Here is a 14,457-nt window from a genome sequence, read left to right on the forward strand (position 1 = left end):
TGCAGACGCGTCTGCCCCGACACCTTCGGCTGAGATGAGCGGACCGCCTGCCTGGCTTCAAACGCTCTACCGGATCCGCGAACCGATCAGAGTGTTCACCCTGGCGGCCGGGGTCGCGTTGGGGGCAGTCAACGCGCTGTTCGTCCTGCTCTACCTCATCAGCGCGGTGCTCCCGTACGCCGTTCTCGCGGTTGCGCCGCGCGACCATCGACTGCGCGGCCGGCGGCGACTAGGCCGGGTTGCCCGCCGACTGGCCGAGTACGACCGGCGACGGGTCGAACGGTTCCTTGGCGACTGCCCAGCCGGCGTGGTCACCGACCTCCGAGCGGTGGGTTACCTCGCCGCCCGGGTGCCGCTCGGCGCGCTCGGCGGGACGGTGCTGCTGCTCCTGCTGTACGGCGCGCTGATGGCGTTCGCCGTGGTGGTCGGCTGGATCGTGGGGCGGCCAGTCGACGACATCGAGGCGACACCGTTCATCGTGGCGTACTTCGCGATCGTCGGGGTGGTGCTGCTCTTCCTCGCCGTACAGGGGATCACCGGGGTGGCAGCACTCGACCATCGGCTGGCCCGCGCGCTGCTCGGGCCGACCGAGAAGGCGCACTACGAACAGCGCATCGCCGTACTGTCGGCGGCCCGGGCCGAGATCGTCGCCGCGGTCGACGCCGAGCGCCGCCGGATCGAACGGGACCTGCACGATGGGGTGCAGCAGCGGCTCGTCGCCCTCGGCATGCTGCTCGGGCGGGCCCGCCGCGCCACCGACCCAGCCAAGGCAGACGACCTGCTCCAGCAGGCGCACGAGGAATCCGCCGGAGTGCTGGCCGAACTGCGCGAGGTCGCCTGGCGGGTGTATCCGGCCGCACTGGACGACGGCGGGCTGACCGCCGCCCTGGAGATCGTCGCCGAGCGCTCCCCGCTGCCGGTACGGATGACGCTGGAGTTACCGGCCCGACCCGGCCCAGCGATCGAGACGGTCGCCTATTTCGTGGTCTGCGAAGCGGTCACCAATGCCGCCAAGCACTCCCGGGCGCACCGCGTGGAGGTGGTGGTGGCGAGCCGCGACGACGTCGTACACGTGAAGATCACCGATGATGGGGTCGGCGGGGCCGACCCGGCCGGTAGCGGCCTCGCCGGCCTGCATCGGCGGGTGCATGCCCTGGACGGCCGGATCCACGTCCACAGCCCGGCCGGTGGACCGACCACGATCACCGCGGAGCTGCCATGCGTCTGATCCTCGCCGAAGACTCGGCCCTGCTGCGCGAAGGACTGGTCCGGCTGCTCACCGACGAGGGGCACGAGGTCCTGGCCGCAGTGGGCGACGCCGAACAGTTGTTGGCCGCCGTCGCCGCCGACCCACCCGACCTCATCGTGGTCGACGTACGGATGCCGCCCACCCACACCGACGAGGGGCTGCGGGCGGCGTTGGAGATCCGCCGCCGCTGGCCCGCTGTCGGGGTGCTGGTGCTGTCCCAGTACGTCGAGAAGCGCTACGCCGCCGAGCTGATCGGTGGCACCGCCAGCGGGGTGGGATACCTGTTGAAGGACCGGGTGGTCCAAGTCGGTGAGTTCCTGGACGCGCTGGATCGGGTGGGCGCGGGCGGGGCCGCCTTCGATCCGGAGGTGGTACGTCAACTGCTCGCTCGTACGACCCGGGTCGATCCGTTGGCCGCCCTCACTCCCAGGGAGCGGGACGTGCTGGAGCACATGGCACAGGGCTGCACCAACGCCCATATCGCGGCCCAGTTGCACGTGTCGCAGAGCGCGGTCGAGAAACACGTCAACGCGATCTTCGACAAGCTCGGCCTGGCGCATGTGACCGGCTACAGCCGCCGGGTGCTCGCGGTGCTGCGCTACCTCGGCAGCTAGTGCGGCGGTGCTGGTGCAGAGTCGGACATGGGTGGGATTGGACTGGATACGAGTTGTGGATTGGCCCGACTACGAATCGTGACGACATTGAATCGTCATGACGTCGAATCATTATGCCGAGGTCGAAATAGGACCTCTCACCTTGATTCACAGCCGAACCTTCCCTAATGTGGGGCACCGACCGTTTGCGGATAGTCGGCCTCAGCTTCCCCCTCCGCGAGGCGCCCGGCGGTCGGTCACGAAGGAGTCGCGCCGGTGCGAAGTCGGCCATCCCATCCTCGTACGCCGGAGCAGGTATCCACCCGTCGTAACGCCGCGCGTCGGGTCTTGCACCGTCTGGCGGCAATAGTCGCAGCGGCTTGTGTTGGCCTGGTGCCCGCCGCGCAGGCGCAGGCCGCGCCCACCCCGGAAGAAATCGATGCGCAGATCGAGAAGAAGTGGGAAGAACTCGAGGGCGTCATCGAGCAGTACAACAAGGTGCGCGTCGACCTGAAGGCCAACCAGAAGAAGGCGGCGGAGCTGGAAAAGAAGATCCAGCCCCTTTCCCTTCAGGTCGACGAGGCGTTGAGCCGCGTCGGTGGCCTGGCGGTGCGGTTCTACAAGAGCGGTCCGTCGTCCAACCTGAACGCATTGTTGACGACCGGTAACCCCACCACGCTGGCCGATCAGCTGACCTATCTCAATCTGTTGAACGAGCACGAGCGGCGGCAGATCGCGGATGTGGTAACCATCCGGGACAAGTACAACGCCGAGAAGACGCGGCTCGACAACCTGATCGCGCAGGGGGCCCGGCAGGAGGCCGAACTGGCCGGCAAGAAGAAGGAGATCGACGCCGAGGTCACGAAGTTGAAGGCCATGATGCCGAAGACGGTTGTCAAGGTTGCCAACTGTCCGACGATCAACGGGGTGGTCACCTCCGCCGCGCGGATCGCGATCGAGACCGCCTGCGCCCAGGTGGGCGACCCGTACGTGTGGGGTGCGACCGGGCCGAACTCGTTCGACTGCTCCGGGCTGACCCAGTACGCCTTCGGCAAGGCCGGGATCTACCTGCCCCACTACACGGGCGACCAGATCACGATGGGTAGGGGCGTCACCCGCGCTGAGGCGCGTCCGGGTGACCTGGTCTTCTTCCCGAGCCACGTCGGCCTCTACATCGGCAACGGGTTGATGGTCCACGCGCCGACGGTCGGCCAGAACGTGACGGTGGCCTCGGTGGGTAGCTTCGGTAAGTCGGTGACGGCGTACCGCCGCATCGGCTGAGGTGTTAGGAAGGGCCCCTTGCTATCGCTTTTTGCATAGCAAGGGGCCCTTCCTAACATCCAAGAACAACTCAGCGCGGCGCGCCGATCGGCGACGGCAGGATCTGCACGTCGTCGAGGTTGACGAACATGATGCGATGACCGAACTGGATCTGGACGTACCGGTTCTCGCCCCGGATCACCGTGAAGTCACCAGGGGACGTCCCTTCGAACGTCGAGGCCCGGTAGTACTCGCCCGGTAGCACGTCCCCGACCGCGTACCGCTGCCCGGCGGAGAGCGTGTACTGCAGCGGGGTGATCGTCTGGTACGGCACCCCGGCCGGGTAGGCGGCCTGCTCCGGGTAGGCCCGCCCGTACACCGGGATGGTGGCCTTGCCCGGCTTGGGGGTCACGACCAGGCCGACCGACCACTTGGCGGTCGGGGCCGAGGCCGGGTTGTGGAACCACGCCTTCTGCCCGAGGTACCAGATCGCGGTCCAGTCGCCCTGCCGGTCGGCGATGGCGTACGTCTGGCCCGTCGAACCCCGCGCCCCGTGGTCGGAGATCTGCATCGTGTTCGGGGTGCCGTCCGGCCGCAGCGCGATGTCGTTGACCAGCGGCGCGTCCGGGCTGGGCGCACTGTGCAGGATCACCGAGGACGAGCCACGCGAGGGGCAGGGCTCGGTCGGCGAGGCCGGCGGTGACTTGGCGCAGCCGTAGAAGTTCGGCCGGTTGGTGGCGAAGTCCGGGTCGAGCGTGACCAGGCCGGTACGCGGCGTGCCGGTGCCCCGGATCGGTGCCCCCAGCAGGTCGAAGTAGTGCGACCAGTCCCAGTACGGGCCCGGGTCCCAGTGCATCCCCCGGACGGTGCCCGGCACGGTGCCCGGCACGTTGTCGTGGCCGATGATGTGCTGCCGGTCCAGCGGCACATTGTGCTTCTTGGCCAGGTAGCTCACCAGCTTGGCCGAGCTGCGGTACATCGCCTCGGTGTACCAGGTGCCCTGGGCGGCGAAGCCCTCATGCTCGATGCCGACCGCCTTGGCGTTGACGTACCAGTTGCCGGCGTGCCAGCCGACGTCCTTCGTCTTCAGGTGTTGGGCGGTGTGGCCGTCCACCGAGCGCATCGTGTAGTGCCAGCTCACCCACTCCGGGTCCTGGGCCAGCCGGGTGGTGCTGTCGAAGTAGCCCTCGGCGTCGTGGATGAGGATGTACTCGATCTTCTGCTGCGTCGGCCGGTTGCCCTTGTCGTGGTTGCCGTAGTTGCCCGGGTCGGTGCCGTCGCCGAGCAGCTGGTAGGGGGCGGGCAGCCACTCGCAGGAGATGGTGGTCGGGCATTCGAGCCCGTCCGGGCGGGCGGGCGTGCGCAGGCCGAGCTTCGCCAGCCAGGCCCGGACCGGGTCGAGCTCGGGGTGCGCGGCGAGGGTGATCCGGTGCCCGTCGTCGGTGACCCGGCTGACACCCGTACGGATGGTGGCGTAGACCTCGTCGGCGAAGGCCGCGGCGGCGTCGCTGGTCTCCGCACCGGAGTACCGGGCCACCGCGCCGTACCAGGCCGCCGGGTCGCTCGCGCTTCCCGCCGGTCCGGCCAGGGCCTTCTGGTACGACGACAGCAGCGCTGCGCCGCCCCGGATGTTCGCCCGCGCGTCGGTACGTAGCGACTCCGCCCCGGTGCTGGTGAGCGTGGCGGCGGCGCCCAGGGTGCGTAGCGCTGCGCTGTCCGGAGTGGCCACGCTGGGGTGCTGGCGGGCCAGTGACCGCCGGGATTCGTCGCCGCGCGGGTCTTCCTCCGAGTCGTGGTGACCGCCGGAGGTGGGCAGGCTGGCCACGTGGGCGGCGTCGGTGAGGTGCATCGGGCCGTAGCCGCCGGCGGTGCTGGGGGTGCCGGCGTTGGTGTCCCAGCGGGACTGGAGATAGGAAACTCCCAGCAGGACGCTCTCCGGTACGCCGTAGTCGCTGGCGGCGGTGGCGTAGTCCTGCTGTCGGGAGTCGACCGGTGCGTTGGCGGTGGTGGGTACGGTCGCGGCGGCGGACGTGGGCGCGGCGGTGACGAGCGTCGCCGCGCCGACTATCGCGGTACTGAGCAGTATCCGGCTGCTCAGCGGTACTTTCGGACGGTGCATCGAACCTCCATTCGGGGGATGACTCATTGGTCACCCTCACTCGCCCAGGGGTGGTTCGTCAATGGCTTGCGAGAACGGCGATCGAAGTGAAAGATTTCTTCGCATCTGCCGCCCGAAGTCCACCCTTAGTGACCGATGGCTGTACGAAGCGAATTATCTTGCCGGTTCGGGTTGCGCCCTGGTAGTGCACTTCCTTAGGTTGGGGACGGTCGAGACGAGGGCAGTTCGTCCACCCGGGGCGACGTCGGCTCGATACCGCCGAATCGTTCGCAAGATCGAACCGGGGACCCACGTGATCCATTTGGGGTGAATCCGCGATCCGCGGTAGGGCGCACATCTTCCCGCCCGAACCCGTCAGCTAACTCGGTAGGCGGTCAGGAAGAAGGAGTACGGACACCGGTGGCACATCATGCCCCCCGGTTGCGCCCGTTCGGGTCGGTGCACGCCGACCGAGAACCGGCGATGCCACCTACCCGTCGGTCCCTGTTCACCGCCACGCTCGCCGCGATCGCCAGCATCGCCGTCGTGCTCGTTGGCGCGACCCCGGCCCACGCCGAGCCGTCGGTGACCGAGATCGAGAATCAGATCGACAAGGCGTGGGCGAAGCTGGAACCGATCATCGAAAAGCACAACGCCACCCGCCAGGATTTGGCCGTCAAGAAGAAGCAGGCCGACGCGCTGGGCAAGAAGATCCAGCCGCTGCAACGCCAGGTCGACGAGGCGATGGGGAAGGTCAGCGAGCTGGCCGTCCAGGCGTACAAGGGCAACAACGCCTCCACCCTCAACGCCATCCTTGCCACCGGCTCACCCACCAGCCTCATGGACCAGCTCGGCGTGCTCGACCAGTTCGCTCGCCAGCAGCAGCACGACATCCAGGCCGTGGTCGACCTGAAGAACAAGTACGCCGCGCAGAAGGGGCCGCTGGACGTGCTGGTCGCCCAGCTCACCCGGACCGAGGCTGAGCTGGCGGCGAAGAAGAAGGAGATCGACGCCGAGGTCGCCCGGCTGCAGAAGCTGCGCCTGGTGGCGTACGGCAACGGTGGCGGTGGCGTGCTCCGACCGGCCCCCTGCCCCGCGACCTACCCGGGCGGCTCGATCGGGCAGGTGGTCAAGTTCGCCTGCGCCCAGATCGGTAAGCCCTACGTGTGGGGTGCGGCCGGACCCAACTCGTACGACTGCTCGGGCCTGACCCTGCGGGCCTGGCAGCAGGCCGGCGTTACGCTGCCGCACAACGCGGCCCGGCAACGGGCGATGATGCCGCACGTGAGCCGTGCCGAGCTACGCCCAGGTGACCTGGTCTTCTACAGCAACCTCGCGCACGTCGGCATCTACGTCGGCAACGGTTGGGTGGTGCATGCCCCCACCAGCGGCGACAAGGTCAGGATGCGCAAGGTCGACGGCGGCGTGCACAGCTACGGCCGCCCAGGCTAACGGTTTTTGGTGTTAGGAAGGGCCCCTTCCTATCGCATTTTGCATAGGAAGGGCCCCTTCCTAACACCCGTGGTACGCGTCAGCGGGTTGGCCAGGTCCGCCAGTTCTGCCAGGACCGGCTCGGCGTCGGCCCCCGCTGCCCCTGGTAGCGCGAGCCGTACACCTCGGAGCCGTACGGGTGCTCGGCCGGGGACGAGAGCCGGAAGATGCACAACTGGCCGATCTTCATGCCCGGCCAGAGGGTGATCGGCAGGTTGGCGACGTTGGACAGTTCCAACGTGACGTGACCGGAGAAGCCGGGGTCGATGAAGCCCGCGGTCGAGTGGGTGAGCAGACCCAACCGGCCCAGGCTCGACTTGCCCTCCAGCCGCCCGGCGAGCTGATCGCCGAGGGAGATCACCTCCAGCGTGGAGGCGAGCACGAACTCGCCCGGGTGTAGCACGAACGGCTCACCGTCGGGCACGTCGACCACCGAGGTCAGGTCGTCCTGTTGCCGGGACGGGTCGATGTGCGTGTAGAGGTGGTTGTTGAACACCCGAAACAGCCGGTCGAGGCGTACGTCGATGCTGGACGGCTGAACCAGCGCCGGCTCGAACGGTTCCAGCGCCAAGGCGCCCGCCTTGATCTCGCTGACGAGGTCACGGTCGGAGAGCAGCATCGTGCCACCATAGCGACCTCCCGTCTGACCAGCGGCGTCGCACTACCGATCTCGAACATATGTTCGATAGGATGATCCCATGGCTTCCTGGTCCGAATTCGCCACTGACGATCCCCGGCTCGCCGCCGCGATCCGCTCACTCATACAGCAGTACGGGCCAGGCTTCGGCTACCTGGCCACTGTCCGGGCCGACGGCGGCCCTCGCGTCCACCCGGTCTCGCCTGTGATCACCGACGAGGGGCTGTTCTGCTTCATCGTCGACTCGCCGAAACGGCGCGATCTCGAACGCGACGGTCGCTACGCGCTGCACTCCTTCCCGCCGGAGGAGAGCGACGACGAGGCGTACGTCGCGGGGCGGGCTCGTCCTGTCACCGACCAGGCCCGGGTCGCCCGGCTTGCCGACAGCGCACGGGCCGCACCGCAGGTCGACTGGCGACTGTTCGAGTTCACCGTCGACGTGGCGATGCTGTCCCGGCACGGCAACAGCGTCGGCAACGGCGACAGTGACGGCAACGGCGACAGTTACGGCAACGGCAACGGTGCGAGCGCGTTCGGCGGCGGTGGTGGGTCCGGCCGGCCCGCCGTACAGGTGTGGTTCGATCCGGCCGGGGGCCGCAACCGGATGAACAGCTCGGGCCTGGCGACGCGCCGCAGCCGGCGGATCCACCGGCTCGCGGTCCCTGAATACGAGTCGATAATCCCGGGGTACGCGCCGGTGCCGGCCCGTTGACCGAGCCGGCACCGCTGGATCAGATCTTTACGGAGCGCGGTAGGCGTTCCAGGCGTTCAGCATTCGGGTCGCCTGGCCGGTCGTGAACTCGTACATGCAGGAGTCGTAGGTGTAGTCCATGAAGTTGTGGATCGGGTCTACACCGGTCGAGCTGCACGTGTTCCGCCCGGTCGGGCACTGGTAGGCGGCGGAAGCCTCGGCCGGGGTGTCCGAGACCTGGTCGCCAGAGCCGGAGCAGCCACCTTGGAAGGTGTGGTAGAGGTTCAGCCAGTGGCCGACCTCGTGGGTGCCGGTGTCACCCAGGTTGTAGTTGGTCGCGGTGCCGCTCGGCAGCGACTCGCTCAGCACCACCACGCCGTCGTAGGTGTCCAGGTTGTTCTTCGGGAATGTCGCCCAGCCGAGCAGGTTGTCGCTGAGTTCGCCGAGGTAGATGTTCAGCGTGTTCTTGCCGCCCTGTCGGAGCTGACTCTTCATCTGGCGTTCCGCCGACGAGCCGTAGACGATTGGGTACCAGGCCGTGTTGGTGACACGGTTGATGCTCTGCAACTGGAAGGCGAAGGCGGTGACCGCGCCGCCGGTCCCACCTGCGTAGGCCTGGTTGAGCACGTTGATCTGGGAGTTGATCATCGAGTCCGGGATGTTGCCTCCGGCCCGAGTGCTGTTCTCCTGGATAACGTGTACGACCACCGGAATGGTGACCGTGGCCTGGATGCTCGGCCCGGCGGTTGTCGTACTGGCCCGAGCCCGCAGCGTGCTGGCGAAGTCCGCCTCTCGCTCGACCATCTGGGCTGGCGTCAGGTGGTTGGGGTCCTGCTTGCCAGGGGCGCCCGGCCGAGCCTTGGCGAGCGTGTCGTGCGCGAGCGAGTCGTGTGCCTCCGCCGGCTCGACGCAGCCGGGTGGTGCCTGGTCGGCGGCCAGTGCGCTGGTGGTCGGAGCGATGGATGTCGCTGCGGCGCTGAGCAGCATGGCGATGGATGTGGATGCAACCTTGGCTTTTCGCCAGGTCAACGGGTTCGAGCGCAGCCCCATGAGTCCACCTCTTTCTGTCCGCGATGCAGCCGGGGGTGTGCCGCATCGGGTGCGTGAACGTGAGGCGAACGTTACTCGTCCATCGATGTACGTGAAAATAGTGGAGCGAGATTATCTTGCGCGGTACGCCTGCCACGCCTGGGTCATGCGCTGCACCTGGTTGGGGGTGAACTGGTGCATGCAGGCGTCGTAGGTGTAGTCCATGAAGTTGTGGATCGGGTCGAGTCCGGCCACAGTGGCGCAGGAATCCCGGTCCGCAGGACAGCCGAACGCTGGTGCCGCCTCGGCCGGCGTGTCCGGCACCGCGTCGCCCTCGCCCGCGCAACCGCCCTGGAAGGTGTGGTACAGGTTCAGCCAGTGGCCCACTTCGTGGACGGTGGTGTCCCCCTGGTTGTAGTTGGCGGCGGTACCGCCCGGCAGTGACTCGGCCAGCACCACCACGCCGTCGTACTTGTCGACCTTCTTCGCCGGGAATGTCGCCCAGCCGAGCAGGCCCTCCTCTAATGCGCCCGTGTAGATGTTCAGGGTCTTTGCCCCGCCGATTCGTAGGGTCTTCTTCATCTGCTGCTCGGCGGGACTGCTCGGGACGATCGGATACCAGGCCGGCTTGACCATGCGGTTGATCTTCTTCAGCTTGAACCGGAACGGCGACGGAGTGCTGCCGTTGCCGCCAGCAAATGCCTGGTTCAGCACCTTGAGCTGCGCGTCGATCAGCGGGCGCGGAATGTTGCCGCCGGCCCGGGTCGGGTCCTTGGCGATCACGTGCATTACCACCGGGATGGTGACGGTGCCGCGAGCTGGAATCGCGTACGGGCCAATCCCCGCCACCTGAGCGTGTGTCTCAAGCAACTCGCGGTCCCGCTGTGCCGCTTCGGCCGGGGTCAACTCGTTCGGATCATGCCCGTCCGGTCCGTCTCCCGGCCTCGCCCTGGCGTTGTTCGGCGGGAGTTCCGCATGGGCGACGCAGTCCTACGTCGGCGTGGCCGAGGCTGTCGTCATCCCGGCCGCCGCCGGCCCGACACTCGCCGTCGTCGACCCCAATATGAGTACGAGAGAAGCGGCGGTTGCTCCGGTTGAGCGCAGCGACCAGCGGATACGGTGTAAGTCCATGCCTCACCCCTAGATCGATGAAGGCGACGCGTGGGGTGAGCGGGTCGCTACCTTTCGTGTGGTGAACGTTACCCAGGGCTGTCGGTTTTGCAAACGCTGCGCCCGGTGTGCCCGGTCTTGGCGTGGCGACACGGACAACCCGGGGGGTACGCGAGTGCGCTTCCGCGCTCGACCAGGTACAGTGGGGTCCGCTTGCGGGTGTAGTTCAATGGCAGAACATCAGCTTCCCAAGCTGACAGTGCGAGTTCGATTCTCGTCACCCGCTCCAAACGAAAAGCCCTGGTCAGGACGTGAGTCCGAACCAGGGCTTTCGATATTTCAAGATCTGTGATCTCGTGTCGTGCCATTAGCGTGCCATTAGCCCTGGTCAACCAGGGCACCAGACCTGCCATCACCCGAGTCGCCGGACCGCTTCTTCTTCGCCTTCTTGGCCTTCTTGCGTTCCGACCGCATGGCGTCGTGCAACGCCGCAGCAATGGCCCGATCAGCCTCGCTCGTTGCGTGCTGGTAGATCAACGCTGCCTGTGGAGAATCGTGCCCCATCCGCGCCATCAGGTCCCGAGTGCTTGCCCCGGTACGGGCGGCGAGAGTGTTCCCGGTGTGCCGCAGGTCGTGAAAGTGCAACCCCGGCTGTCCGACCTTGGCGACCGCTGCCTTCCAGTTGCTCAACTTGTTGAAGTTACCTCGCCAGATCGGCCGCCCGTTCTCGGTGGCGAAGACCAGCGCTTCGGGATCGTCGTCGACCTCGGCGGCCAGGTGGTCGCGGATGACGTCGACGACGGCCGGCGGCAGGCTGACCGTACGTCGACCGGCCCGGGACTTCGGCGGCCCGAGCACCAGGCCGATCCCACGCTGTTCGGTGTACGCCTGCCGGACCCGGACGGTACCGGCGGATGTGTCGATGTCCTGCCGTTGCAGCGCGGAGACCTCACCCCAACGCAGACAGCCGAAGGTGGCGACCAGGACCAGCGCGCGATACCGGGCCGGCACGGCATCGGTCAGCGCGAAGACCTGCGCGAGGGTCAACACCGGTCGTTCGGCCGACTTCTCTTGATCCGCGCCAGGTATCCGGCACGGGTTCTTGATCAGGATTTCGTCTTCCTTGACCGCCGTCATCAGTACCGCTCGCAGCAGCCGGTACGCCTTGGCCGCCATGCTCACCGAGACGCCGTTGCCGAGCAGTTTCGCCCGCCAGTCCCGCACCATCGGTGTATCCAGCCGACCCAGCTCGACCCCACCGAGGTATGGGATGACGTGCTTGTCGAGCAGCCAGCCGTACAGGTGCACCGTACGAGGCCGCAGGTTGGGCCGCTGGTCGATCCAGCGCCGGGCGTAGTCGCCGAGCTGTACCTTGGCCCGGTCCGGATCGATCCACTCCCGTCGAACCATCTGTGCCTCGACGAGCGTCAGGTACCGGTCAGCTTCGGACTTCCGGGCGAAGGTCTCCGGAGCGCTGCGCATCTGCCCGTCCGGCCCCGGATAGCGAGCCTGGTAACGGCCGGAGGGGAGCTTTCGGATGCTGCCGAAACGTCGGTGCCCTTCCTTGTTCGCCATCAGGCCGCCTGCCGCAGGCTGTTCCACACACCGGACGCCGTCAGCGGCTCGACCCGACCTCCATCCAGGTGCGCGGCCAAGTCAACGGCCTTGATCCGAACGCTTCGCCCGAGCTTGTGGAACGGGATGCGCCGCTCAGCCACCAGCCGCCGAACGTACCGCTCGCTCATCTGAATCCGGGTCGCGGCTTGCTCGATGGTCAGGACCTCGTCCACTGTGCTTGTTCCTCCCCGTTGTGCTGTCGGTGTAGATCAGTTGCCGAAAGGTTGGGCGGTCCCTGGGCGGCCCGGTCTTTGGCGGCGAGTAGTTCGGTACGCCAGCGGGCGCGTTCGCTGATGGAGCGCATGAGTCGGTGGGCGAGGGGTGTCACGTCGGAGTCGTCTGGTCGGGCGAGTTCCCAGGCGTGGCGTACGGGTTCGATGGCGTCGTGCTGGTTGTCGATGCTGGCCGCGTCGGTGGTGACGCCGAGGAGAGCCCGGACCCAGGCCCGCGCGTCGTGTTTGTGGTCGGCGAGGGTCTTGCCGGACCAGTCGCGGGAGATGAGGATGCGCCGGCCACCGATGCCGAGGGTTTCCCGCTGGTGGACCTTGCCCCTGCACCGTCCGGGTTTGAGCTTGGCGTGCGCGTTCTTCGGCTGGACGCCGTAGAGCAGCCAGTTCGCACAGCGGTCGGTGCAGGGGGTGATCTGGAGTTGGTGCCAGAGCCGGTCGAGGTGGCGTTGCTGCCGCTCGGTGGTGATTTTGTGGCAGTCGCCGGTGGCTTTGGTGATGTATTTCGTGACGTAGCGGATGGTGCGTTCGGCGTCGGTGGTGCCGGGCATGACGCCGCGTGCGTCGACCTGGCGGCCGAACCGAACCACGTGCACGGGTTCCGCCTCGGGGTTTTCGTCGATGGCGTCGAGCGCTTCACCCCAGGTCGTCAACGGTTGACGAGCGTCGGGGTCGACCCAGGTTTCTGCCTTCTCATCCCAGACGGGCGGCCGGTCGCGGGTGTAGAGCTGCACGTCCACGGAGGGCCACCACACCTGGTGATAGGTCGCGGCGGCCACGGTCCGGAGCGTGTCCCGGGGGATGGTGCCCCGGATAGCGAAGTGCGCGTGTGGAGCCAGCCGGCGTTGCGGCTCGACGCAGCCGGCGTACTGGACGTTCCAGCCTTCACAGCGGCGCAGGTTCTGCCAGAACCGGTCGAGCAGCCTCGGGAAGTGGACGGCGTCCCAGGCAGCGCGGCGGTAGTCGTACCGGTCGGGGTTGACCGGGGTGCCGTCGGACAGCACCGGCCCGTACGAGTCAAGGGTCAGGGTGAGCCACATGGACGGCCGGTAGGTGCTGCCGTCAGGGGCGGTGTAGGTCTTGCCGACCGTGCGCCGCTCGACCTTGCGGCGGGGTAGTTCGGGTGCGTCCTGCCGCCGCCTGGTCGAGCGCTTTCGCCGTTTTCCGTCGTTGTCGTCGCCCTGGCCGTCTTCGTCGGTCTGGTGTGGTGGTCCGACCCGTCCGCGTAGGCCCTCGGCAGCGATGGCTTCTTCAACCTCGCGGATGGCCTCGTCGAGGTCTTCGACCTGTTCCCATTGGCTGGCCCGGTTGGCTTCGTCGCGGGCGAACTCGAAGTGCGCCCGGAGCAGGATCAGCGCTTTCTGTTCGTCGGTTGCGGGTTCCGGTGCGGGTAGGGGTTCGTCGTCGCGGTGCCAGCCTTCCCGGATCTGCGCCTGCCGTAGGCGTCGGTTCTTCTTCGCGCACGGCGGGCACTTGTCCTCACGGGTGGCCCCGCAGGGCAGGTCGATGACCTCGGTACGGCCGGTGTCCAGGTCGGTCCGCCGCATCGCCAGGGGCCGAATGCAGACCCCGTACTCGATGGCGATGTCCTTGAGGACGTCGACGGCCCGGGGTAGTCCCATCCGTGCCGCCCGCGACCCCGGCCGAGGAGCCTCAACAGTGGTCGGGGTGGGTTCGAGTCCGGGCAGGGTTGGAGCGGTCATTGGATGATCCCCACGACGTGCGGCCGGGTCGGGCGGACCACGGTGACGGGCGGAATCACCGTCGAGGTAGCCGGTTGAGGCATGAGCGGAACATCAACCGTGGCGATGACCGGCTCAGGCAGCCGAGGTGCCGGCACGGGAACAGGTTCCGGCTTAGGTTCAGGCTCGATCGAGGGTTTCTCCCGCTCGGCGGGTGCGCTGGACAGGACGACCTTCACCAGGGCGAGGAACGCCAGCGAGGGGACGGCGGCGACGATCCAGCCCCAGATGGAGGGTTCGGCTTCGGCAACCTGGGCGGCGAGGGACAGCAGCGCGAATGCCACGAGGAGCACGCCGACCAGGCCGACCGGACGGCCAGCGCGTCGACGAGCCCGGATCTCCAGCCCGAGGTAGATGGCCATCAGCTCGACCGCTACGGCGTTAGCCCAGCCGATCCAGTCAGGCTGGCCGTGGGCCACAGTCAGGTCGTGTACGTGGGTGAACGCGGCAGCGCCGGCCATGGTGCCGATGGCGAGCAGGATCAGCAGGCGTACCCCGGATTCGATGCGGATCATCGGCGACCTCGCTGGTACGGGTCGCGGACGGTGAGGTTGATGCGGATCGACTGGCCGACCAGGTCGCGGCGACGGCGGTGGACGAGGTGGGCCAGGCCGTGCAGGGCGGCGGCGATGTGTTCGGGGCTGTCGTCCAGTTCGATGTTCAGCGGCCGGGTGCGCGGGGTGCGGTAGAGGATGCGGGCGAGGAAGTTCATG

13 protein-coding genes, 1 tRNA gene, 1 pseudogene and 1 riboswitch are annotated in these 14,457 nt (G+C 67.6%); of the genes and pseudogenes, 6 read left to right on the top strand and 9 right to left on the bottom strand.

Annotation, left to right across the window (positions count from 1 at the left end):
- Positions 1–34 precede the first annotated feature (34 nt).
- From ACWDV4_RS19255 to ACWDV4_RS19265, 3 genes are all read left to right on the top strand, one after another.
- Positions 35–1,228 carry a sensor histidine kinase gene (locus ACWDV4_RS19255; RefSeq protein ID WP_449980638.1) on the top strand — a complete coding sequence of 398 codons (1,194 nt, stop codon included), beginning with the start codon at positions 35–37 and terminating at the stop codon, positions 1,226–1,228.
- Positions 1,219–1,863: a response regulator transcription factor gene (locus ACWDV4_RS19260; RefSeq protein ID WP_449980640.1), complete on the top strand. Its 645-nt coding sequence runs from the start codon at positions 1,219–1,221 to the stop codon at positions 1,861–1,863. The genes ACWDV4_RS19255 and ACWDV4_RS19260 overlap by 10 nt, the downstream gene beginning before the upstream one ends.
- A gap of 255 nt (positions 1,864–2,118) precedes the next feature.
- Complete coding sequence (locus tag ACWDV4_RS19265; RefSeq protein ID WP_449980646.1) at positions 2,119–3,123, top strand: C40 family peptidase; 1,005 nt, start codon at positions 2,119–2,121, stop codon at positions 3,121–3,123.
- Positions 3,124–3,193: 70 nt separating this feature from the next.
- Here the strand turns inward: ACWDV4_RS19265 and ACWDV4_RS19270 are convergent, their stop codons facing one another.
- Positions 3,194–5,221: an N-acetylmuramoyl-L-alanine amidase gene (locus ACWDV4_RS19270; RefSeq protein ID WP_449980649.1), complete on the bottom strand. Its 2,028-nt coding sequence runs from the start codon at positions 5,219–5,221 to the stop codon at positions 3,194–3,196.
- A 246-nt stretch (positions 5,222–5,467) separates the two neighbouring features.
- A riboswitch (cyclic di-AMP (ydaO/yuaA leader) is annotated at positions 5,468–5,608 on the top strand.
- 12 nt (positions 5,609–5,620) lie between these two features.
- Here ACWDV4_RS19270 and ACWDV4_RS19275 point away from each other — a divergent pair.
- A complete protein-coding gene (locus tag ACWDV4_RS19275; RefSeq protein ID WP_449980651.1) occupies positions 5,621–6,652 on the top strand; it encodes a C40 family peptidase in 1,032 nt (343 codons plus the stop codon).
- 79 nt (positions 6,653–6,731) lie between these two features.
- Here the strand turns inward: ACWDV4_RS19275 and dcd are convergent, their stop codons facing one another.
- On the bottom strand, positions 6,732–7,310 hold the full coding sequence (dcd, locus tag ACWDV4_RS19280; protein ID WP_449980654.1) for a dCTP deaminase: 579 nt from the start codon (positions 7,308–7,310) through the stop codon (positions 6,732–6,734).
- Between the two features lie 79 nt (positions 7,311–7,389).
- Here dcd and ACWDV4_RS19285 point away from each other — a divergent pair, with 79 nt between their 5' ends.
- On the top strand, positions 7,390–8,040 hold the full coding sequence (locus ACWDV4_RS19285; RefSeq protein WP_449980657.1) for a pyridoxamine 5'-phosphate oxidase family protein: 651 nt from the start codon (positions 7,390–7,392) through the stop codon (positions 8,038–8,040).
- Positions 8,041–8,067: 27 nt separating this feature from the next.
- On the opposite strand, the gene ACWDV4_RS19290 is transcribed toward ACWDV4_RS19285, so the two are convergent.
- Together ACWDV4_RS19290 and ACWDV4_RS19295 are read right to left on the bottom strand one after the other, a co-directional pair.
- Positions 8,068–9,069 carry a zinc metalloprotease gene (locus ACWDV4_RS19290; RefSeq protein WP_449980660.1) on the bottom strand — a complete coding sequence of 334 codons (1,002 nt, stop codon included), beginning with the start codon at positions 9,067–9,069 and terminating at the stop codon, positions 8,068–8,070.
- Between the two features lie 111 nt (positions 9,070–9,180).
- Positions 9,181–10,179: pseudogene (locus ACWDV4_RS19295) on the bottom strand (zinc metalloprotease).
- Positions 10,180–10,373: 194 nt separating this feature from the next.
- Between ACWDV4_RS19295 and ACWDV4_RS19300 the strand changes: the two are divergent.
- Positions 10,374–10,447: transfer RNA gene (locus tag ACWDV4_RS19300), tRNA-Gly, on the top strand.
- 89 nt (positions 10,448–10,536) lie between these two features.
- Here ACWDV4_RS19300 and ACWDV4_RS19305 read toward each other — a convergent pair.
- The 5 genes from ACWDV4_RS19305 to ACWDV4_RS19325 are packed head-to-tail and all read right to left on the bottom strand — an operon-like array spanning position 10,537 to position 14,456.
- On the bottom strand, positions 10,537–11,733 hold the full coding sequence (locus tag ACWDV4_RS19305; protein WP_449980663.1) for a tyrosine-type recombinase/integrase: 1,197 nt from the start codon (positions 11,731–11,733) through the stop codon (positions 10,537–10,539).
- The gene (locus ACWDV4_RS19310) at positions 11,733–11,948 is read right to left on the bottom strand and encodes a helix-turn-helix domain-containing protein (protein WP_449980666.1); all 216 of its coding nucleotides are present in this window, start codon (positions 11,946–11,948) and stop codon (positions 11,733–11,735) included. Before ACWDV4_RS19310 ends, ACWDV4_RS19305 begins: the two co-directional genes overlap by 1 nt.
- Positions 11,933–13,705: a replication initiator gene (locus ACWDV4_RS19315; protein WP_449980669.1), complete on the bottom strand. Its 1,773-nt coding sequence runs from the start codon at positions 13,703–13,705 to the stop codon at positions 11,933–11,935. Before ACWDV4_RS19315 ends, ACWDV4_RS19310 begins: the two co-directional genes overlap by 16 nt.
- On the bottom strand, positions 13,702–14,259 hold the full coding sequence (locus ACWDV4_RS19320; RefSeq protein ID WP_449980672.1) for a DUF2637 domain-containing protein: 558 nt from the start codon (positions 14,257–14,259) through the stop codon (positions 13,702–13,704). Before ACWDV4_RS19320 ends, ACWDV4_RS19315 begins: the two co-directional genes overlap by 4 nt.
- Complete coding sequence (locus ACWDV4_RS19325; protein ID WP_449980675.1) at positions 14,256–14,456, bottom strand: hypothetical protein; 201 nt, start codon at positions 14,454–14,456, stop codon at positions 14,256–14,258. Before ACWDV4_RS19325 ends, ACWDV4_RS19320 begins: the two co-directional genes overlap by 4 nt.
- Position 14,457: the final 1 nt, after the last annotated feature.

It is taken from the genome of Micromonospora sp. NPDC003197 (assembly GCF_053590565.1).